The sequence below is a fragment of the Nocardia alni genome (genome assembly GCF_019038435.1).
GTDB classification, from domain to species: domain Bacteria; phylum Actinomycetota; class Actinomycetes; order Mycobacteriales; family Mycobacteriaceae; genus Nocardia; species Nocardia alni.
Window position 1 is genome coordinate 1 of sequence record NZ_JAGPOX010000165.1, and the last position, 20,985, is coordinate 20,985.

General features: G+C 68.7%; 19 protein-coding genes and 2 pseudogenes. 10 read left to right on the top strand and 11 right to left on the bottom strand.

Going from position 1 to position 20,985, the window contains the following annotated elements; translation table 11 throughout:
- The 4 genes and pseudogenes from JZ791_RS38160 to JZ791_RS38175 form a co-directional block, all read left to right on the top strand.
- Positions 1 to 338: pseudogene (locus JZ791_RS38160) on the top strand (hypothetical protein); the annotation flags it as partial.
- Positions 339 to 489: 151 nt separating this feature from the next.
- Positions 490 to 1,650 carry an EfeM/EfeO family lipoprotein gene (locus JZ791_RS38165; protein ID WP_216901893.1) on the top strand — a complete coding sequence of 387 codons (1,161 nt, stop codon included), beginning with the start codon at positions 490 to 492 and terminating at the stop codon, positions 1,648 to 1,650.
- On the top strand, positions 1,647 to 2,948 hold the full coding sequence (locus tag JZ791_RS38170; protein WP_216901894.1) for a Dyp-type peroxidase: 1,302 nt from the start codon (positions 1,647 to 1,649) through the stop codon (positions 2,946 to 2,948). Before JZ791_RS38165 ends, JZ791_RS38170 begins: the two co-directional genes overlap by 4 nt.
- A gap of 114 nt (positions 2,949 to 3,062) precedes the next feature.
- Positions 3,063 to 4,670, top strand: coding sequence for a phospholipase C (locus JZ791_RS38175; protein WP_216901895.1), 1,608 nt, complete (start codon positions 3,063 to 3,065; stop codon positions 4,668 to 4,670).
- A 210-nt stretch (positions 4,671 to 4,880) separates the two neighbouring features.
- On the opposite strand, the gene tsaD is transcribed toward JZ791_RS38175, so the two are convergent.
- From tsaD to alr, 6 genes are all read right to left on the bottom strand, one after another.
- Positions 4,881 to 5,912: a tRNA (adenosine(37)-N6)-threonylcarbamoyltransferase complex transferase subunit TsaD gene (tsaD, locus tag JZ791_RS38180; protein WP_216901921.1), complete on the bottom strand. Its 1,032-nt coding sequence runs from the start codon at positions 5,910 to 5,912 to the stop codon at positions 4,881 to 4,883.
- Positions 5,913 to 6,068: 156 nt separating this feature from the next.
- Entirely contained in the window at positions 6,069 to 6,566 is a 498-nt protein-coding gene (gene rimI / locus JZ791_RS38185; protein WP_216901897.1) for a ribosomal protein S18-alanine N-acetyltransferase, read from the bottom strand.
- On the bottom strand, positions 6,563 to 7,315 hold the full coding sequence (tsaB, locus tag JZ791_RS38190; protein WP_216901900.1) for a tRNA (adenosine(37)-N6)-threonylcarbamoyltransferase complex dimerization subunit type 1 TsaB: 753 nt from the start codon (positions 7,313 to 7,315) through the stop codon (positions 6,563 to 6,565). Before tsaB ends, rimI begins: the two co-directional genes overlap by 4 nt.
- Before the next feature lie 269 nt (positions 7,316 to 7,584).
- Positions 7,585 to 8,052, bottom strand: a complete 468-nt coding sequence (gene tsaE / locus JZ791_RS38195; protein ID WP_216901901.1) for a tRNA (adenosine(37)-N6)-threonylcarbamoyltransferase complex ATPase subunit type 1 TsaE — start codon at positions 8,050 to 8,052, stop codon at positions 7,585 to 7,587.
- Entirely contained in the window at positions 8,024 to 9,154 is a 1,131-nt protein-coding gene (locus JZ791_RS38200) for an alpha/beta fold hydrolase (protein WP_216901902.1), read from the bottom strand. The genes tsaE and JZ791_RS38200 overlap by 29 nt, the downstream gene beginning before the upstream one ends.
- A 2-nt stretch (positions 9,155 to 9,156) precedes the next feature.
- A complete protein-coding gene (alr, locus tag JZ791_RS38205) occupies positions 9,157 to 10,293 on the bottom strand; it encodes an alanine racemase (RefSeq protein ID WP_308163364.1) in 1,137 nt (378 codons plus the stop codon).
- Between the two features lie 568 nt (positions 10,294 to 10,861).
- On the opposite strand from alr, the gene JZ791_RS38210 reads away from it, so the two are divergent.
- Positions 10,862 to 11,683, top strand: coding sequence for an SDR family oxidoreductase (locus tag JZ791_RS38210; RefSeq protein WP_216901906.1), 822 nt, complete (start codon positions 10,862 to 10,864; stop codon positions 11,681 to 11,683).
- 216 nt (positions 11,684 to 11,899) lie between these two features.
- Here the strand turns inward: JZ791_RS38210 and JZ791_RS38215 are convergent, their stop codons facing one another.
- Positions 11,900 to 13,342 carry an NAD(P)H-hydrate dehydratase gene (locus tag JZ791_RS38215; RefSeq protein WP_216901922.1) on the bottom strand — a complete coding sequence of 481 codons (1,443 nt, stop codon included), beginning with the start codon at positions 13,340 to 13,342 and terminating at the stop codon, positions 11,900 to 11,902.
- A gap of 136 nt (positions 13,343 to 13,478) precedes the next feature.
- On the opposite strand from JZ791_RS38215, the gene JZ791_RS38220 reads away from it, so the two are divergent.
- Positions 13,479 to 13,883: a plastocyanin/azurin family copper-binding protein gene (locus JZ791_RS38220; RefSeq protein WP_216901908.1), complete on the top strand. Its 405-nt coding sequence runs from the start codon at positions 13,479 to 13,481 to the stop codon at positions 13,881 to 13,883.
- A 40-nt stretch (positions 13,884 to 13,923) separates the two neighbouring features.
- On the opposite strand, the gene JZ791_RS38225 is transcribed toward JZ791_RS38220, so the two are convergent.
- Together JZ791_RS38225 and glmS are read right to left on the bottom strand one after the other, a co-directional pair.
- Positions 13,924 to 14,463: a transglycosylase SLT domain-containing protein gene (locus tag JZ791_RS38225; protein WP_254207061.1), complete on the bottom strand. Its 540-nt coding sequence runs from the start codon at positions 14,461 to 14,463 to the stop codon at positions 13,924 to 13,926.
- 419 nt (positions 14,464 to 14,882) lie between these two features.
- Entirely contained in the window at positions 14,883 to 16,745 is a 1,863-nt protein-coding gene (gene glmS / locus JZ791_RS38230; RefSeq protein ID WP_216901910.1) for a glutamine--fructose-6-phosphate transaminase (isomerizing), read from the bottom strand.
- Between the two features lie 99 nt (positions 16,746 to 16,844).
- Here glmS and JZ791_RS38235 point away from each other — a divergent pair, with 99 nt between their 5' ends.
- The 4 genes from JZ791_RS38235 (at position 16,845) to JZ791_RS38250 (ending at position 19,808) form a co-directional block, all read left to right on the top strand.
- On the top strand, positions 16,845 to 17,705 hold the full coding sequence (locus tag JZ791_RS38235; RefSeq protein ID WP_216901912.1) for a dienelactone hydrolase family protein: 861 nt from the start codon (positions 16,845 to 16,847) through the stop codon (positions 17,703 to 17,705).
- 287 nt (positions 17,706 to 17,992) lie between these two features.
- Positions 17,993 to 18,394 (top strand): nuclear transport factor 2 family protein, encoded by a 402-nt coding sequence (locus JZ791_RS38240; protein ID WP_216901914.1) that lies wholly within the window; start codon positions 17,993 to 17,995, stop codon positions 18,392 to 18,394.
- Positions 18,391 to 19,206 (top strand): Rossmann-fold NAD(P)-binding domain-containing protein, encoded by an 816-nt coding sequence (locus JZ791_RS38245; RefSeq protein ID WP_216901916.1) that lies wholly within the window; start codon positions 18,391 to 18,393, stop codon positions 19,204 to 19,206. Before JZ791_RS38240 ends, JZ791_RS38245 begins: the two co-directional genes overlap by 4 nt.
- A complete protein-coding gene (locus JZ791_RS38250; protein WP_216901918.1) occupies positions 19,203 to 19,808 on the top strand; it encodes a TetR/AcrR family transcriptional regulator in 606 nt (201 codons plus the stop codon). The genes JZ791_RS38245 and JZ791_RS38250 overlap by 4 nt, the downstream gene beginning before the upstream one ends.
- Here the strand turns inward: JZ791_RS38250 and JZ791_RS38255 are convergent.
- Positions 19,781 to 20,125 (bottom strand): hypothetical protein, encoded by a 345-nt coding sequence (locus JZ791_RS38255; protein ID WP_216901920.1) that lies wholly within the window; start codon positions 20,123 to 20,125, stop codon positions 19,781 to 19,783. The two genes, JZ791_RS38250 and JZ791_RS38255, sit on opposite strands and share 28 nt — an antisense overlap.
- A gap of 15 nt (positions 20,126 to 20,140) precedes the next feature.
- Positions 20,141 to 20,985, bottom strand: a pseudogene (locus tag JZ791_RS38260) (hypothetical protein); the annotation flags it as partial.

Here is a 20,985-nt window from a genome sequence, read left to right on the forward strand (position 1 = left end):
CGACCACCACGGCCGGGCCGACCCCGTCCAGCCGCCGCACCACGGTCACCACGGTGGTCCCGACCACCACACCCGAAGACACCGCCGCGACACCCACGATCATCCCGAGCGAGGCGCCCGCGACAAGCGGCGTCCCGCTGCGCCGGGACCCGAACCTCCCACAGATCCCGCTGCCGAACCTGCCCCATCTGTTCGGCCCGCTGCTGGGCACGACGCCCCCGCAGACGATCACACCCAACGTGACGATGCCGAGCCACGCCACCATCACGCCACCGGCCGATACGGGGTCGTCCTCGGGAAACAACAACACCCTGACGCAGGTCCAGCCGACCGACTAGCCGCCGGATTCGCTACTCTCACGGCACACTCTCCGAACTGGGTCATCGACTCGGGCAACGTCGATGTGAACAGTGACTGGACAGCTCATGACGAGCATCGCCAAGGTCGCAGACCTGATTTAGGATAGCCTTTGCTATGAAGGATAGAGGTGTGTGGCGTAAAGTGGCGCTCCCCGTCGCCATGGTGTGCGCCATGGGGGCTGCCGCGTGCGGGCATTCGGCGCCGGGGCAACCGCACTCGACCCGGCAGACGATCGACGTCGCCGAGGACGCGTGCGGCACGGGCTGGAAGAACCCGCGGCCCGGGCCGCAGACCATCTCGTTTCGCAATACCGGCGGTAATCCCACGACCGCCGTCCTGATGGACGCGGCCACCGGATCGGTATACGCCGAGGTGGACAACATCGCGTCCAACACCACCCGCGATACCGTCGTGAACCTCGGCGGCGGCCGGTTCGTCGTGCGCTGCGGGATGGAGGGCTCGGACAACCCGATGATCCTCGGGCCGGCCGTCACCATCACGGGCCCGCCGGGCGGGCCGGCCGTTCAGCCGGTCACCGCGGGTGATCTGTACGGTCCGGACAAGCAGTACGTCGAGTACGTCTCCGCGGGACTGACGGGTCTGGCCGCCGACACCGACGCCCTGCGCCGCGACGTCGACGCCGGTGACCTGGACTCGGCCCGTACGGCGTGGCTCACCGCCCACCTGGACTACGAACGTCTGGGCGCGGCCTACGACGCCTTCGGCGACTACGACGCCAAGATCGACGGGAATGCGAACGGCCTGCCCGCCAAGGCGAACGATTCCGATTTCAGCGGCTTCCACCGCGTGGAATCCGGGCTGTGGCACGGTGAATCGGCGGCCGCCCTCGCCCCGATCGCCGACCGGCTGGACGACGACGTGCACGGCCTGGTCACCGATTTCCCGCGGATCCAAGTGCCCATCCTCGACCTGGGCCTGCGCACGCACGAAGTCCTGGAGAACACCCTGCAGTTCGAGCTGACCGGGGACGACGACTACGGCAGCGGCAGCGGCCTGGCCACCGCCGACGCCAACGTCGCGGGCACCCGCGAACTGCTGACGGTGCTGCGACCGGTCTTGCGATCCCGGTACCCGGGACTGCCGCAGGTCGACACCTGGCTGGATCGCTTCGATGCCCTGGTCGACACGCACCACACCGCGGCGGGCTGGACCCCTGTCACCCAGCTCAGCGCCGCGGACCGCGAACAGTTGAACGGAACACTGGGGCAGTTGCTGCAATATCTCGCCCCGATCGCCACCATCTGCACGCCGCGAAAGACCTTCCAATGACCGAGCGACGCGACGATACCCACGGATCACACACGCATCCGGCGCATTCCGCGACCGACGACGCGAATTCCGGGCGCCCGTCGGTAGGTCGGCGCTCGTTCCTGCGTAACGCCCTGGCGGTCACCGGCGCCGGCGGCGCGGCGGCAGTGGCGGCGGCGTGCGACTCCCGGCCCGCGGCGACCGCCGACCCGGCGACCGCCGAGGCCGCGGTACCAGCCTTCCACGGTGCGCGTCAGGCCGGGATCGCCGAGCAGGCGCCGCCGGGCTCACAGACCATCATGACCTCGTTCGACGTGATCGCCGCCGACCGCGGCGAACTCACCGATCTGATGCGCACCCTCACCGACCAGGCCCGGCGCCTGTGCTCCGGCGGCCTGCCCGCGGCGGTCGGCATCACCGGGCCGCCGTCGGACAGCGGAGTGCTCGGCCCGGACGTGCCCGGCGGCGAGCTGACCGCGACCGTCGGAGTCGGAGCGACACTGTTCGACGACCGATTCGGCCTGGCCACCCAGCGCCCCACGGGGCTGACCACCATGCCGACGTTCCCGAACGACAACCTCCAGACACCCTGGTGCCACGGTGATCTCAGCCTGCAGCTGACCGCCGCCGACGCCGACACCTGCGTGCACGCGCTGCGTGAGATCACCCGCGCGACTCGCGGTGCGATGCAGCCACGCTGGCGGATGAACGGGTTCATCAGCCCCCGTCGCCCACAGGGGACACCGCGAAATCTGTTCGGCTTCAAGGACGGCATCGCCAATCCCGCGCCCGCCGAGTTCGACCACCGGATCTGGGTCGCCGGGAACGAGCCCGCCTGGACGGCCGGCGGCACCTACCAGGTCGTGCGGCTGATCCGCATGCTGGTGGAGTTCTGGGATCGCGTGGACATCCTGGAGCAGGAGAATATGTTCGGCCGCGCCCGCGATACCGGCGCGCCGCTGAGCGGTAACCAGGAGACCGACGATCCGGACTACACGAACGATCCGGAGGGCATGGTAATCCCCCTCACCGCCCATATCCGCCTGGCCAATCCGCGCACCTCCGATACCGACGGCAGCCGAATCCTGCGCCGGGCCTTCAATTACGACCGCGGTACCGACGCCGTCGGAAACCTCGATCAGGGATTGATCTTCCTGGCTTACCAACGCGATGTGCGGGATCAGTTCGAGGCGGTACAGCATCGGCTGAAGGATGAGCCGCTGGTCGACTACATCAGCCCGTTCGGTGGCGGCTATTTCTTCATATTGCCGGGCGTGCGAGACGAAAAGGATTTCTACGGCCGCGCATTGCTCACATAACAAAGCAATTCGACAAGCCGCCGTTGCCTCCCGTTCATCCGTGGTAAATCTCGGCTCGCAACTATCGTATGGTTTCACATCTTGCGAAGCGAGCAGCACCACTGAGGAGGACAGGTGAGAGGCTCTCAGGCACGCCGAACGGTCGGCGGCAGACGGCGGCGCACTATGGTGGCGGCCGCCGCGGCGGCGGGGCTGCTCGCGGCCGGCTGCTCGTCCTCGTCACATCCCGGGACTACAAACGGCGCGGCGGCAGATGAGTCCACCACGACGCCGATCAAGCACATCGTCGTCCTCTACGACGAGAACATCTCCTTCGACCACTACTTCGGCACCTATCCGAACGCCGCCAACACCGACGGCGCCACGTTCACCGCCGCGTCCGGCACGCCGGCCGTCAACGGCCTGACGCCGGATCTGCTGACGCACAACCCGAATCTGTTCCAGCCGCAGCGCCTGAGCCCGTCCCAGGCCATGACCTGCGACCAGGACCACTCGTACACCCCCGAGCAGGGTGCGTACGACAACGGCAAGATGGACATGTTCGTCCAGAAGACCCAGCAGGACGACTGCACGGGTGAGTACGGTCCCAACGGGGTCGTCATGGACTACTACGACGGCAACACCGTCACCGCGCTGTGGAACTACGCCCAGCATTACGCGTTGAGCGACAACTCCTTCGGCACCACCTTCGGCCCGTCCACCCCGGGCGCGCTCGAGGTCACCGCGGCGCAGACCTACGGCGCCCAGGCTCTCGACGCGAAGACCGGTAAACCGGTTCAGGATCCGAGTCTGGTGGCCGCGGCCGACGCGCAGGGTGTCGGCTCCGATATCTCCGACGCCGACCCGGCCTACGACGACTGCTCGAACAAGAGCCACACCACCACCGACCACCTGATGGCCATGAATGACAAGAACATCGGTGACGAGCTCAACGACAAGAACCTCACCTGGGGCTGGTTCCAGGGCGGATTCACCCCCACCGGAAAGAACGCCGCGGGGTACGCGGTGTGCAAGGCGGCCCACCAGAACCTCGGCGGCCAGAGCGAACTGGACTACAGTCCGCATCACGAGCCGTTCCAGTACTTCAAGTCCACGGCGAATCCGCACCACACCGCGCCCGCCTCGGTGGACGAGATCGGCCACAACGGACCGGCCAACCACCAGTACGGACTGGAGTGGTTCGGCCAGGCCGCCAAGGCCGGCAAGCTGCCCGCGGTGAGCTACCTCAAGGCCGGGGAGTATCAGGACGGGCACGCCGGCTACTCCGACCCCATCGATGAGCAGCACTTCGTGGTCGACACGATCAACACGTTGCAGCAGTCGCCGGAGTGGAATTCCACCGCGGTGTTCATCGCCTACGACGATTCGGACGGCTGGTACGACCACGTGGCCGGTCCGGTGATCAACGGATCCAAGAGCGCCGCCGACGTGTACGGACCGTGTGCGAGCAAGCCCGCGCTGGCCGACCACCAGGGCCGCTGTGGCACCGGTCCGCGGCTGCCGCTGCTGGCGATCTCGCCGTACGCGAAGACCAATTTCGTGGACCACACGCTCACCGACGAGACCTCGATCGTGAAGTTCATCGAGGGCAACTGGAGCCTGCCCGTGCTCGGCAACGGTTCGTCCGAGGCCACCGCGGGCGATCTGTCCGGCATGTTCGACTTCTCGGGCCCGAAGGCCAAGCAGCTGCTTCTCGCTCCGGACGGTACCGAAAAGCACTGAGCCGCAGCTGGTCCCGTCGTCCCGGTATGCACGACTCAGTCGCTATCCCGGCGCACGTTCGGCCGGGATCCACACGATGGATCCCGGCCGCAAGCACGCCGGGATGACGAGAGTCGTCGACCTCACGACAGGGTCGTCAGCGTTGCGACGGGAGTCATCGACTTCACGACCTGGAGTAATCGGTGACGTTGGCGGGCGGTCGGTGACGTTTTACATCAGTTGGCTGGTGGAGACCGGCAGGCCAGGGTCGCTCGCGACGGTCAGCGCGGAAGGTTTGGCCCCACCGGCGATCACGTGTGCACCGAGGGTGGCGATCATGACACCGTTGTCGGTACACAGCCGGGGTTTGGGTACCCGGAGGGTGAGACCGGCTGCGGCGCAGCGTTCCTGGGCCATCGAGCGCAAGCGTGAATTCGCCGTCGCACCGCCGCCCAGGACCAGCGTGTCCACGCCGACGTCCTGTGCGGCGCGAATCGCCTTGAGGGTCAGCACATCCGCGACCGCCTCCTGGAACGAGGCCGCGATATCCGGGATCGGCAGCTCCCGGCCCTCGCGCTGCGCGGCCTCGACATAGCGTGCGACGGCGGTCTTCAGCCCGGAGAAGGAGAAGTCGTAGCGCGCGTCGCGCGGGCCGGTCATGCCGCGGGGGAAGGCGATGGCGCGCGGATCACCGTGCGCCGCAGCGGCATCCAGGGCGGGACCGCCGGGGAAGCCGAGACCGAGCAGCCGCGCCACCTTGTCGAAGGCCTCGCCCGCCGCGTCGTCGACGGTGCTGCCGAGTTCGATGATCGGTTCGGCCAGATCGGTGACATGCAGCAGATGCGTATGCCCGCCCGACACCAGCAGTGCCACGCACGGCGGCATCGGTCCGTGCTCGAGCGTGTCGACGGCGACGTGGCCGCCCAGATGGTTCAGCGCGTAGAACGGGATATCCCACGCCGCCGCATAGGCTTTCGCCGCCGCGACGCCGACCAGCAGCGCACCGGCCAGGCCGGGGCCGATCGTCACCGCCAGCGCGTCGGGCCGGACGCCACCGGCGGCGGCCAGCGCGCGCCGCATCGCCGGGACGATCGCCTCGAGGTGCGCGCGCGAGGCGATCTCGGGGACCACACCACCGAACCGGGCATGCTGATCGACACTCGAGGCGACCTCGTCGGCCAGCAACTCGCACCGTCCGTCCTGCCACCGCACGACGCCCACACCCGTTTCGTCACAGGAGCTTTCGATGCCCATAACGATCATCTCGGTCATGCCTCCACCTCGCTGGCACTCGGCTCCGGCACGACCGAACCCTCGGCTGTGTCTATCGATCGCTCGTCGCGCTCACTCATGCCACCACCCCGCCGACGCTCGACTCCCCCACGACCGAGCCATCGGTCGTGGCCCTCAACCGCCCACTCATGTGAGCACCTCGTTCGCGAAGTCGACCGTACTGCGGGCCGGGCGGCGCATGGTGAAGGCATCGGCGCCGCTGGGCTGGTAGTAGTTCTTGCGCAGGCCGATGATGTGGAAGCCGTGCTTCTCGTACAGGGCGATCGCGGGCGCGTTGTCGGTGCGCACCTCGAGGAAGACCGGACCGCCGCGCTTGGCCGCCTCGGTCAGCATCGCGCGCAGCAGGGCCGTGCCGATCCCGCCGCGATGGCTGCCCGGGTCGACACCGATCGTGTGCACCTCGGCCTCGGGGTGTTCGTGGTTGCCGAGCAGGGCGATCCCGGCATAGCCGACGACGCGGCCGGTCTCGTCCCGGGCGACCAGGTACCGGTTGTGCGCCCCGGCCAGCTCGGACTCGAAGGCCACCACCGACCACGGATCATCCTCCGGGAACAGCACCTCCTCGAGTTCGACGCAGCGATCGATATCGGGCACGTGCATCGGCTCGATCCTGACCCCACTCATGCCCGGACCGCCTGATAGCTGCGTTCGACCGCATCGGGGCGGCGCAGATACAGCGGCGTCAGCGGCCGCGGGATCGCCCGCGCCAGCAGCTCGGCCGCGGCGCAGCCGACCAGACCGGCCGGGGAGGGCGTCTCCACCGGCAGCACCGGCAGATCGAAAAAGTCCACGTGCGAGGCGGATCCGGCGATCACCGTGGAGTCACCCGACTCCAGTTCGCTCGGTGTGCAGACCTCGGGTCCGGCGACCCGGGCGACCGCCTGGCCGTTGGGTGCGGCGGCCACGAACGATCCCGCCAGCGCCGCCTTGGGCACCGCCCGGTAGCGCGCCCAGTACACCTCGCGGCGCCTGGCGTCGGTGACGACCAGCAGCTCGGCGTCGGCCGCGGAGACATCCCGCCACGCCGCCGCGGCGATCGCGTCCAGGCTGCACACCCCGTACACCGGCAGGCCCAGCGCATCACCGAAGGCGGCCGCCGTCGCGATACCGACCCGCAATCCGGTGAACGGCCCGGGCCCGAGTCCGACCACAACGGCATTCAGCTCCGCGCGCGAACGCCCTGCCGCGTCGAGGCATTCGAGGATCTGCGGGGTGAGCACCTCGTTGTGCGCACGAGCGTCCACGGTCACCCGGGAGGCGAGCGTGTGAATCTCCAGGGCCGGTGAAGTGGGTGAGCGCTGCGCGGTCTGCTCCAATGCCACCAGACCTGCTGTAACGGCAGGTGTCGCGGTGTCCACAGCAAGTACCAACATGATTAGCCCAACGATACCGGTTGGTCACCTTTTCGACGCCACCCCCGCCACCCGTGGTTCACCCGCCGGACCGTCGCATCCGACCACGTCAACCTGACTATCCAGCACCCCTCGTCAACAGCCGAGCGGCCCAACGGATACCGCTCACCAGGCAGATCAACCCGCCGCGGCCCACACCCGGGACACTGTCCCGTTCACCCCCTCAGTGGCCAGCATCACACCACTGCACCGCCCCGGGCCCGCTCGGCCCAGCACTCGATCCGAGCTGTTCAGGACGCGGTGACCCATTCCCAGGTGGCCGTGCGTACATCGGAGTCGGGTTCGCGGCGCAGCAACACCCGCAGGTGCCGGTCGGTGAGGTGCTCCACGACGCCCAGGCCCCATTCGACGACCACGACGGCATCGTCCAGATCGCTGTCCAGATCGAGCGCGTCCAGTTCGTCCAGGTTGCCGCCGAGACGGTAGGCGTCCACGTGCACCATGCCGATCGCACCCGGCTGAGCGCCCGGACGGTGCTGGCGGGCGATGATGAACGTCGGCGAGCTGACCCGGCCCTGCACGCCGAGGCCCGCCGCGAGGCCGCGGGTCAGGGCGGTCTTCCCGGCGCCCAGCGGGCCGTCGAGCACGACCAGGTCGCCGGGGCCGAGTTCGGCGGCCAGTTCGCGCCCGAGCGCCTCGGTGTCCTCGACCGTCGGCAGGATCCGCTGTTCAGCCACGCGCGGTCTTCCATTGATCATTCCAGCCATTCCGATCGTTCCGCCCACCGAGACCGTCCTCGGCCAGCCCGCTGCGGATCAGCAACCGATCCAGCGCGGCATTGACCAGCTCCGGATATTGCATGTGCACCATGTGCGCGGCATCGGTGACCCGGACCAGGTCGGCCTCGGGCAGCTGTTCGGCCAGCGCCCGCGAATTGCGGAACGGGATCACCAGATCGTGGATGCCGCCGAGTACCAGGCTGGGCAGCGGCGCCAGCGTGGGCAGCGCCGCGGACTCGTCGTGCAGTTTCAGGGCCTCGAGGAATTTCACCATGGTGGCGATCGGGGTGCGGTCGATCATCGAGGTCGTCATGCGCGAGAGCGTCGGACTCACATCACCGTGAAACGAACTCGCGTGCAGGATCGGGGTGATCACCCCGCGCGTGGCGCCCCACCCGGCCTGCATCAGGGCGGGCGCGACCCGCACGGCGAAACGGAATCCGTCGAGGGCCGGATTACGCAGCAGCGCAGGGATTCCCGCCGAGGTGACCTCCGCCGCGGCGGTCGACAACAGCGCCACCGCCCGCACCCGCGCGGCGAACAGCTCCGGGAACTGCGCGGCCGCGGCCAGAATCGCCATGCCGCCCATGGAATGTCCGACCAGCACCAGCGGACCGCTCGGCGCGCAGGCCCGCACGACGGCGGCCAGATCGCGGCCCAGCTGCGGCACGGTACAGCTCCCGAGTCCGGGCTCACCGGACCGGCCGTGCCCGCGCTGGTCGAAGAACACCATGCGAACCCCGCGGCCCCAGGGCTTTTCCAGGCCGCGACGCTGAAAGTGGAAGGATTCCATGGTGTTGCAGAAGCCGTGCACGAAAACGACTGTGACGGGCGCGTTCTCGGGTCCGCATTCACGCACGGCCAGCGCCACGCCATCGTCGGTGGCCACCGTGCGCGCCCGATCCCGGTCGAGCAGGCCGAAATCCTCCTCGCGCAGATCGTCCGGGCGGGCCGGCCAGCGCACCGTGGCGCCGACCCGGCGCAGCGCGTGGACCCCGGCCAGCGCGCCCAGCACACCGGCCGCGGCCAGCCCGCCGCGCAACGCGGTGATCCGCGGAAATCCTTGTGGTCGAGCCCGCATCGCTACGCCCCTTCGCCCACATACCGTCGTACGACTCGCCCCCGCGGCGAGCACACGATCTCGTAGTGGATGGTACCGAGCAGATCGGCCCACTGCTGTGGATGTGTCTGCCCGGGGCCGCCGCCGAACAGCACGGCGGTATCGCCCTCGCGCACATTCGCGGCGTTGTCACCCAGGTCGACCACCAACTGGTCCATGCACACCCGGCCCACGCCGGGATAGCTGTGCTCGCCGATGGTCACCGCGATCCGCCCGCCCAGCGGGCGGAACACGCCGTCGGCGTATCCGGCCGGGATCAGTGCGACGACGGTGTCGCGCGGTGCGATCCATTCGTGCCCGTACGACACGCCCTCCCCCGCGGCGACCCGTTTGATCAGCACGACCCGCGCCTGGAACGTCATCGCCGGGCGCAGGCCGAAATCCGAGATGTGCGGCGCCGGGGACAGCCCGTAGACCGCGATACCGGGGCGGACCATGTCGAATGCCAGATCGGGCCGGGTCAGCGTCGCCGCCGAATTGGCCAGATGCGCCAGTTCGGGTTGCAGGCCGAATTCCTTCGCCGCGGCGATGGCTCTCAGGAAGCGCTCGCGCTGTGCGTCATTCGCCGGATGGTCGGGCGTGTCGGCCAGGGCCAGGTGGGAGAAGATTCCCCGGAATCGGATCGTGCGCTCGGCCACCAGCGCACCCAATCCGTCCAGGAACATGCGGTATTCGGCGTCGGAGACGCCGTTGCGATTCAGGCCCGTATCGACCTTGATCGATACCGTCGCGGACCGGCCCGCCCGGCGCGCGGCCTTGGCGATCACCCGGAGCTGGCGTGTCGAGGACACACCGAGTTCGACACCGGCCTGGATCGCGGCCTCATAGTCCGCGTCACTGACGTTGAGCCAGCTCAGGATCGGGGCCTCGATACCGGCGGCACGCAGCGCCAGCGCCTCGGGAATCGTGGTGACGCCGAGTTCGGCAGCGCCGGCCGCCAGCGCCGCCCGGGCCACCGGCACAGCGCCATGGTTGTACCCGTCGCCCTTGACCACCGCCATCACCGCGGCGTTCCCCGCGTGCTCGCGCAACACTCGCACGTTGTGCGCGATGGCGTCGAGGTCGACAACGGTCTCCACCTGCGGGTCCGTACTGTTCACGACTCCACCTCGCCGGTACTCGACCGCGCTCCGCTCACGATTCCACCTCGCTGACGCTCGGCTCCACCGTGCGCGAGGCGCGCCGGCCCCCATGGTTCACTCCGCTGCGCTCCGCTCACGATTCCACCTCGCTGACGCTCGGCTCCACCGTGCGCGAGGCGCGCCGGCCCCCATGGTTCACTCCGCTGCGCTCCGCTCACGATTCCACCTCGCTGACGCTCGGCTCCACCGTGCGCGAGGCGCGCCAGCCCCATCGGTTCACTCCGCTCACAGGATCAGATCCTGCCATCGCCACGAATCATGTCGAATATCCGGTCGAGTCGTACCGGACTGCACGATGCGGCGACGGTCCGCGCTTGTGTGCGACGAGAGGGACACGCCCGGACGATTCGAGGCGCGCGACGGCACGCGCCGACGGTGCGAATGTGCGGTGCGGTGTACTGGTATGTGGCTGTACGCGCGGACGTGCTGTGGCGCAGGGCACAGCGCTTGCTTCGAGTGCGCTCCAGGTGAATACCTTGGTGAGCGGGTAATAACAGGCCCTTTGTACCGAGATGGAAGGTCCTTCATGAGCAAGGTGTGGTTCATCACCGGTGTGTCGCGAGGATTCGGCAGGGAATGGACGCTGGCCGCGCTCGAACGCGGCGATCGCGTCGCGGGAACCGCGCGCGACCTGGCTACCGTGGACGATATCGCCGCCAAATATCCGGACGACTTCCTGGCGCTGCGCTTGGACGTGACCGACCGGGACGCCGATTTCGCGGCCGTCCAGCAGGCAGCCGAGCATTTCGGACGCCTGGACATCGTCGTGAACAACGCCGGTTACGGGCACTTCGGCATGATCGAGGAGTTGACCGAGCAGGAGGTCCGCGCCCAGCTGGAGACCAATGTCTTCGGCGCGATGTGGGTCACCCAGGCGGCGCTGCCGATCCTGCGGGCCCAGGGCAGCGGCCACATCATCCAGGTGTCCAGCATCGGCGGCATCTCCGCGTTCCAGAACCTGGGCGCGTACCACGCGTCGAAGTGGGCGCTGGAAGGCTTCTCGCAGGCCCTCTCGCAGGAGGTCGCGGGCTTCGGCATCCACGTCACGCTGATCGAGCCGGGTGGGTTCAGCACCGACTGGGCGGGCCCGTCGTCCGTGCACAGCGCACCGAATCCGGCCTACGACCCGGTCCGAGAGGCGCGCGAGAAGGTCCGGGGCGAGCGCAACGTCGGTGAGCCGACCGGCACCCGCGCGGCGATCCTGGCCGTGGTCGACGCCCCGAAGCCGCCGCTGCGCATCTTCTTCGGCGTGGACCCGCTGCGCATCGCGACCGCCGACTACGAGTCCCGGCTGGCACTGTGGCGCGAGTGGGAAGCCACCTCACGGTTGGCTCAGGGCACCGAGTAATCCCACCCGTCATTCCCGCGTACTCGCGTCATTCCGGCGTGCCGTCCGTCATTCCGGGCACCGTCCCGTCATGCTGCGTATCGTCTCGTCGTCCGGCGTACCATCCCGGCATTCCCGCGCGCTTTGGCAGGAATCCAATTGGAGCACAGTGGGTTCCGATGGATCCCCGTCGAAAGCGCACCGGATGACGAGGCGGCACACCGGAAGTCCGCGCAGTTACGAAGCAGCCAGAGTGCGCAGGGTGTGGATCGCGGGGCGTAGGTGATCGAGCAAGGGGGTTGCGGAAATGGGGGCGCCGGGGCCGTCCGTGGGTGGAGTGGCGTGGGCGGCGAGGTTGGCGGCAAGGGCGTGGACGCGGGCGGCGGCCGCGGCGGACCAGGATGGGTCGCGGCCCGCGGCCAGCAGGGCGCCGATGACGCCGGACAGGACGTCGCCCGCGCCCGCCGTGGCGGCCCAGGATCCGCCCGCCTCGTTGACCAGTACCTGGCGGCCCGGGGCCGCGACGAGTGTGGCTCGTCCCTTCAGCAGGACAGTGACCTGCCATTTCTCGGCCAGGTCGCGGACGGCCGCCACGCGGTCGGGACCGGGGTCCGCGCCGGTGAGGCGGGCGAACTCACCGGCGTGCGGGGTGAGTACGGTCGGTGCGGCACGACCCGTGACCAGGGCGGGATCGGCGGCCAGCAGGGTCAGCCCGTCGGCGTCGACGACCACCGGCAGATCGGTGGCCAGGAGGTGCGAAAGGCGTTCGCGCGCGGTGTCATCGGTGCCCGCGCCGGGGCCGAACACCCATGCCTGCACCCGGCCGGTCTCCGGGATCGATTCCGCGGCAACGACTTCCGGGAAGTGCGCGAGGACGTTCGCCGCCCCGGTCCCGGCGTAACGCACCATCCCGGAGGTCGCGGCCACCGCCGCTCCGGTGCACAGCACCGCGGCGCCCGGATAGGCGGCACTGCCCGCGCAGATCCCGGTGACGCCCTGGGTGTACTTGTCGTCGTGTGGACCCGGCACCGGCCAGTCCACACCGATCGAAGCGGGTTCCAGTGCGGCCAGCGACGGGTCAGGCAGCCGTAATCCTATGGGCACCAGCTGAATTCGCCCACACCAGGGCGCGGCCAGGGCATGCACCGGTTTGTATGCCCCGAAGGTGACGGTCACATCCGCGCGCACCGCGGGCCCGTCCACCGCACCGGTGTCGGGATCCACGCCACTGGGCAGATCCGCCGAGATGATCGGAACATCCACCGCCGCAACGAGTTCAGCAGCACGTGAACGCAGCGCTCCACGTCCGGAGATGCCGATGATGCCGTCGATCACCAGATCGGGCGAGCCGATATCCTCGCGGACGCGCCCGCCCGCGCGGCGCAGCGCCGCGAGACCTCCGACATGGGCGCGCTCGGGCGACAGCAGCACCGCCGACACCCCCACGCCGCGCCGGCGCAGCATCGCGCCCGCCCACAGCGCGTCGCCGCCGTTGTCCCCGGACCCGACCAGCAGCGTCACCGACCGTCCGGCCACCGCACCGGTGCGCTCGCGCAGTTCCCCCGCGACGACGGTGGCCAGCCCGTAGGCCGCCCGACGCATCGGCACACCCGCCGCGACCCGCCCGAACAGCTCCGCCTCCGCCGCCCGCACCTCGTCGGCCGTGTAGTACCCGCGCACCGCCATTGGTCGTCTCCTGCCCACCGATCCGGCCCTTGCGTACCGAATTGCAGACTACGCCCGGGGCGCCGCACGAAATCCGGCGATCGGACGACCACACCGAACGGGCCGCGAGGGCGGGTCTAGGCTGACCGGCATGTCGACTGCTTACCGATGGGGCCGGGCGGGAGCCGCTGCCGCATTGCTGATCGGAACGTTGCTGGCCAGCGGATGCGGTTCGGACACAACGGCGTCCTCGTCCGACTCCACGAGCGCGACCTCCGCGGCATCATCGGCGCCGGTCACCGCGGCCACCGTGGATGTGAAGGATATGCAGTTCTCGCCCGACTCGGTGACCCTGAAGGTCGGCGGGACCGTGACCTGGAAGTTCGCCGACCGGTTCCCGCACGCGGTGCAGGGCATCGGCGACTCGGCGATGGGGATCAACAGCCCCATCTTCAACGCGGGCGAGTGGAGCCACACCTTCGCCATCCCCGGCACCTACCGCTATCTGTGCCCGCTGCACCCGGATATGCACGGCACGATCACGGTGGTGCCGTAACGCTGCCGTCCCTCATCGACAGCAGCGCGCGCAGGGTGGATCAGTACGCCGAGAAGACGTTGTCGATCGTGCCGTAGCGGTGCGCGGCGTAGTTGCAGGCGGCGGTGATGTTGGCGATCGGGTCGTAGATGTTCCACGACGTACCGTCCACGTGGTACGTGTGGAAGGTGGGATCGATCACCTGCATCAGCCCTTTGGAGGGGATGCCCGCGGCGGCGTTCGAGTCGTACAGGTTGATGGCCTGCGGGTTGCCACCCGATTCCCGCATGATGTTGCGATGGATGCCGTCGTAGCTGCCGGGGATGCGGTGCTGGCCCATGACGTACATAGCGTTGCGGATCCAGCCGTCCAGGTTGTTGGCGAAGACCGGCGGCGGGGGCGGCAGGAGCTGCGGGATCGGCTGCGGCATCGACCGAATGGCCTGCTGAACCTGGTTCTGCTGCCCCGGCGGCAGCGTCTTCTGCCACTGCTGGAGCTGCTGGGCGGGCTGTTGCAGCTGGGGTGGCACGCCCGCGAGGGGTGTGCCGGCGTGCGCCGCGGCGGGGAGGACGATCGCGCAGGCGGCGACCGCTAAGGGCAAGAGTTTTCTCAGATGCATGGCGTGTTTCGACAGCGCTTGTCCCACGAACGGCGGTCCGGCCGGGCAGCCGGTCGACGTCCGTCGACGCACTGTGTCCTTTTGTCGAGGTTGGTTGTGGATTCAGTTATCCGCAGAGGTGACGCAGGGCGTCCTGCGCCGAAATCCGGAACCGGCTACGGGCAGCGGGGTGGTGATCACCGACCGTGGCCGCTGCTGTGATGTCCGCGCTCGGCCAACAGACTCGGTGCGAGATTCAGCAAGTCACAGATTCATTGCGACAAGTTAACGGAAGTTGAACGTAAACTGAACTACAGATGATTTCGCTTGTGAGAAATGCATCAATCGGCACAGTTTGTGATCCACATCACGTAAATAGCGGGCGCAAAGCCGCCGATCCGCAGGCGTCCCGGCCGCGCTCTTTACTCGACCGTGACCGACTTGGCCAGGTTGCGCGGCTTGTCGACGTCGTACCCGCGGGCCTGCGCCACCTCGGCGGCGAAGATCTGCAACGGGACAGTCGACAGCAACGGCTGCAAAAGCGTTGGAGCGGAGGGGATTTCGATGAGGTGATCGGCGAACGGACGCACCGTGTCGTCCCCCTCCTCGGCCAGCACGATGGTGCGGGCCCCGCGGGCCTGGATCTCCCGGATATTGCTGAGCAGTTTGGAGTGCAGCACCGCGCGGCCCTTCGGTGAGGGCATCACCACGATGACCGGCAGCCCCTCCTCGATCAGTGCGATCGGACCGTGCTTGAGCTCACCGGCAGCGAAGCCCTCGGCGTGCATGTACGCCAGTTCCTTCAGCTTGAGCGCCCCTTCGAGCGCGACCGGATAGCCGACGTGCCGACCGAGGAACAGCACCGTGGACGCGTGCGCGAACTGCCGGGCCAGCGCGCGCACCCGGGGCGCTGTCTCGAGCACCTGCTCCACCAGCCGCGGCATCGCCTCCAGTTCGGCGAACTCGCGGGCCACCTCGTCGGGGTACTTGGTGCCGCGCGCCTGCGCGAGCGCAAGTCCCACAAGGTAATTCGCGGCGACCTGCGCCAGGAACGTCTTGGTGGCCGCGACGCCGATCTCCGGCCCGGTGCGGGTGTACAGCACCGCGTCCGACTCCCGGGGGATCTGCGCACCGTTGGTGTTGCAGATGGCCAGCACGCGCGCCTTCTGCTCCTTGGCGTGCCGGACCGCCTCGAGCGTGTCGGCTGTCTCTCCGGACTGCGAGATCGCCACGACGAGCGTGGAGCGGTCCAGAACCGGGTCCCGATAACGGAATTCGCTCGCCAGCTCGACCTCGACGGGAAGGCGCGTCCAGTGCTCGATCGCGTACTTGGCCAGCAGCCCGGAATGGTAGGCGGTGCCGCAGGCGACCACGAAGACCTTGTCGACGTCGCGCAGCTCCTGATCCGACAGGCGCTGCTCGTCCAGCACGATGCGACCACCCGCGAAATGCCCGATCAGGGTTTCGGAGACGGCCGCGGGTTGTTCGCAGATCTCCTTGAGCATGAAGTAGTCGTGGCCGCCCTTCTCGGCGGCGGCCAGATCCCAGTCGATCGTGAACGGGGTCGCCACGCCCGGGTTGCCGTCGAAATCGGTGACGGTGTACCCGCCCGCGGTGATCACCACCGCCTGATCCTGCCCGAGTTCGACTGCCTCCCTTGTATGTTCGATGAACGCCGTGACGTCGGAGGCGACGAACATCTCATTCTCGCCGACGCCGACCACCAGCGGGGTCGACCGGCGCGCGGCCACGATCGTGTCCGGATGCGCGGCATGGGTGAACACCAGCGTGAACGCGCCCTCGAGCCGCCGCAGCACGGCCAGCGCGCTGGCCACGAAATCACCGGCGGTCGGGCCCTGTGCGTAGGCTCGCGCGACCAGGTGCACCGCGACCTCGGTGTCGGTATCGCTGCGCAGCTCCACCCCGGCGTCCTCGAGCTCGCGGCGCAGCGGGGCGAAGTTCTCGATGATGCCGTTGTGCACGACCGCGACCGTGCCGGTGGCATCGCGATGCGGGTGCGCGTTGCGGTCGGTGGGCGCGCCGTGGGTCGCCCACCGGGTATGGCCCATTCCGGCGCTTCCGGCGAAGTTGTCCGCCCCGGCCTCGGCCAGTTCGGCCTCGAGGTTGGCCAGGCGGCCCGCCTTGCGCTCGACGGCGATGGCGCCGGAACCGTCCAGAATCGCCACGCCCGCGGAGTCGTATCCGCGGTACTCCATCCGACGCAGCGCGTCGACGACGACGCCGAGCGCGTCCCGGTATCCGACGTAGCCCACGATTCCGCACATGGGTCACCACCCTACTGGGGACGCCCGACAGGAGCGAAGCGACGGGACAGACCCCCGCGAAACGCCGAACGGTGGCCGCGATCGGATAAGTTCGACGTCGTGTCGGCGTCTGTGAAATCGCTCCTGAGCATCCTGACCGCCCCCGGCCCGCATCGGGTCCTGCGCGGCAATCTCGGCATCGCCGGGCAGCCCGGCCTGGTGTTCACCCCGGAACAGGGCCTCAACCTGCCCGCCGTCGTGTTCGGGCACGGCTGGCTCAGTGGGGCCGGAAATTACGCGAAGCTGTTGGAACACCTCGCATCCTGGGGTTTCGTCGCGGCGGCCCCCGATACCGAGCGCGGCCCGATCCCCTCGCACCTGAACCTGGCCACCGACCTGCTGACCACCCTCGACATCTGCACCCGGGTACGCCTGGGCGAGGGCGAGATCAGCGTCCACCCCGACAAGCTCGCCCTGGCCGGGCACGGCATGGGCGCCGGCGCGGCCGTGATCGCCGCCACCCAGCACGAGGTCGCCGCCATCGCCGCCCTCTATCCGGCGTACACCTCCCCGGCCGCCGAATCCCTGGCGCCCGGGCTCGCGACCCCCGCCCTGATCCTGGCGGGGGGCCAGGACATCGACGCGACCGTCTCCAATGCGATCCCGCTGGCCGCCGCCTGGTCCGGCCCGGCGATCCTGCGCTCGGTCGACAGCGCCTCGCACAACGGCATCGTCCGCGGCCGGCGCGCCCTGTCCGCCCTCGGCGCCGCCAAATTCGAGCCGAAGACCGAACGCACCACCCGGGGCCTGCTGGTCGGCTATCTGATGTACCAACTGCAGGGCGACAAGAAGTACAAGGCCTTCGCCGACCCCGAACAGATCATCCCGCACACCCAGCTCATCGACCCGAACGCGACCGAAGAGCCGGAACCGCCATCGAAAATGGAACTGCTGCAAGCGGTCCGGACACTGCGCAAATAGGTCTCATACCGTTCGGTGAGTCCGGCACTGCCGCATGAAATCTCACATCGGGCGCGCGGAATTCACCGCGAAAACCGAAGCGCACCTTGAGTTTCGCATCGGATGCCTCTGACCGTAAGCAGGACAACGCCTCGACGGCCGCGCAATGGCAGTGCTCGATTCACGGGCGCACAACGCCAGGGAGTACCCCTTCCGCGACTGCCGGATCCTCGACACGATTGCCAACCGGACTAGTAGTCCGTATCCTTCAAACGGACCCGCAGTCCGTTTGATGCAGGAGGAATGCGATGACCACAGCGGTGGACGTCTTCACGAAAATGGCCCAGGTGCTGGCCCGGCAGGGTGCTGAGGCGAACGACTCAGGCGGGCTGATCGACCTGTGTGCCGACGATGTCGTGTTCGAGTTTCCGTTCGCCCCGCCCGGCCGTCCCACGCGCGTCGAGGGCAAAACGGCGCTCGGCGAATACCTGAGGGCCCTCTCGGGGCGCATGCGTATCGAGGGCGCGCGCAGCCTGGAGATCCACGAGACCGTCAAGCCGGACGTGGCGATCATCGAGATGACCCTGACGGGCACGGTGACGGCCAGCGGTGCACCCTACGAGCAGTCGTACGTGGTCATCCTGACCGTGCGTGACGGCCTGATCGCACACTACCGGGACTATTGGAATCCGCTTCGGAGCGCCGAATGACATCCGTGCTCGTCACCGGGGCCAGCGGCACCACCGGCAGCCGGGTGGCTGCCCGACTGGCCGAACGCGGAGTCACGGTGCGCGCGGCCGGCCGCTCGAGTGCCACCCGCTTCGACTGGTACGCCCCGGATACACACGCCGCCGCACTGGCCGGCGTGGACCGGATGTACCTGGTGCCACCGCCGCGCGACCCGGCCCCGCAGGACGTGATGCTGCCGTTCCTCGACCTGGCCAGGACCTGCGGCGTGCGACGGGCGGTGCTGTTGAGCAACTCACTCGTGCCTGCCGGTGGTCCGATGGCGGGGACCGTGCACCAGGCGATCGCGGAGATGTTCGGCGAATGGGCCGTACTGCGACCCACGTGGTTCATGCAGAACGTGATCGGCGGTCACGCACACGCCATCGGCATCCGCGCGACGTCGGCCATCGCCACGTCCGCGGGTTCCGGGCGCGCCGCGTTCATCGACGCGGGCGATATCGCCCGCGTCGCCGTGGAGGCCCTGCTGGCGCCCGAGGCGGTGAACGCGGATCCGATCCTGACGGGCCCGGAGTCGCTGAGCTACGACGAGGTGGCCGCGATACTTACCGAGACCAGCGGCCACGTGATCACGCACACCCGACTGGACCCGGCCGAGCAGCCCGCGTACTACGAGGCCCTCGGCGTGCCCGCGCACACCGCGCGATTCCTGGTCGGCATGGACGCGGTCGTCGCGTCCGGAGTGGAGGACCGCACGACGGACGTGGTGCGACGCATCACCGGTACCCCACCCCGCTCGTTCCGCGACTTCGCGGTGGCAGAGTTCCGTTCGTGACTCCCAGGGAACGCGCCGACGCCGCCCGCAACCGCCAGACCATCCTGGCCGCCGCGCGCACGCTGTTCGAGACGGCCGACGATCCGCTGACGGTCACGATGGACCACGTCGCGGCCGCGGCAGGCGTCGGCAAGGGCACCCTGTTCCGCCGCTTCGGCGACCGGACGGGCCTGCTGCGCGCCGTCTTCGACATGCGGATCGCCGGTCTGATGACCGCGATCGTCGACGGCCCGCCGCCGCTGGGCCCCGCCGCGCCATCCCGCGATCGCCTCCTGGCGCTCCTGGACGCCATGGTCGAGTTCAAGCTGGACAACCGCAAGATCACCCGCGCCCTGGAACAGACCTCCGAGCGGACGTCGTTCCTGGAATCCCCGAATTACCTACTGGCACACGCCCTGTTCACAGACCTGCTCACCGGCATCGTCGCCCCGGACCGCGCCGCCTGGACGGCCCACGCACTGCTCTCGTTCACGCGCATAGACCTGCTGGAAAACCTGATCACCACCCAGCGGTGGCCAGCCGCACGCCTGCGCCGGGAGATCCAGGACATGGCCGACCGAATTCTCGGCCCGGCTCAGACCAGCCAGCTCTCGCGCCGGTAGTAATCGTCGTCATCGTCCTCGAAGGAGGCGACGTTCTGCTTGGCCTTGCGGGCAGCGGCGGCTCGGGCTATCGCCTCGCGCTGTTCGCGTTGTTCGGCTTCCTCGCGTTCGCGTTCCTCTGCCTCGGCACGCGCCTTTTCCAGGTCCTCCCCGTGTTCCTCCCAGAACTGCCGCATGTCGGCTGTGGCACGCACCTCGAGTTCGTGAGCCGTTCGGGCGGTGCGCTGTTCGATCTCTTCGAGCTCCTGGGTGAGCATCGCCGATCGGCGGCGATGCTCCTCGAAGATGCGGTCGATTTCCGCCGCGTAGTCCACCATCTCGATACTCCTGTTTTACAGCGGTCCGGCCTCGGCCAGTTCCGCACCACTGTCGGGCCCCGCATTGGAACCGGGGGGCTGCTGCTGGGGCGGAGCGGCGGGAGGAGGCGCATTCTTGTCTCGGCCCCCAGCGCCTCCGTCGACTGCGGGCGCCGGTGGCAGATTCTGCTGATAACTGGCACCGGACCGACTGCCGCTGGAACTCGGTCCGCCCGGACCGGAACTCTGACCACCGGCGGGTCCGGCGGGATTCTTGTCACCAGCGGTCGCCGCGGAGTTGGGACTGCCGCCGGAAGTGCCGGAATTCTGATCGCCACCCGGACCGCCGGGCTTCTGGGTATCCGTGCCAGGGTGGTCGCTCTCCGGCTTGTCCTTATCGGACTTTTCGTCGCCGGGCTTTCCGTCGGTAGTGGTGATGACGGGCATGCCGTGCTCGTCGAGCTTCATGGCATAGGTCTTCGAGTCACCGCCACCCGAGGTGCTGAGATCCACCTCGCCGTTTTTGCCGAGCGCCAGCTTGACATGTTTACCGGCGATATCGAATTCGAGCCCCGGCGACTGTCCGGCCGTGCCGCTCGCATTCTTCATCAAGCCCTCGACCTGCGTCACGAACCCCTGGACGCCCTGCTGAATCGTGCTCCCCAGGGCGCTGATCTCCGGGCTGAGCGTCTGACCCAGCGAGGACAGCTGGCCGGTGAACGTACCCAGACCGCTCAGGGCGGTGGAAGCGATCGAGGATGGGTCGAACGCCGAGGTGGTGGTACTCGATGGAGTCGTCGTGGTGGACTGGTTCGAGGGGACGGCCGGACCGGGAGTCGCGGGTCCGGGAGTCGCGGGTCCAGGGGTCGCGGGCCCGGGTG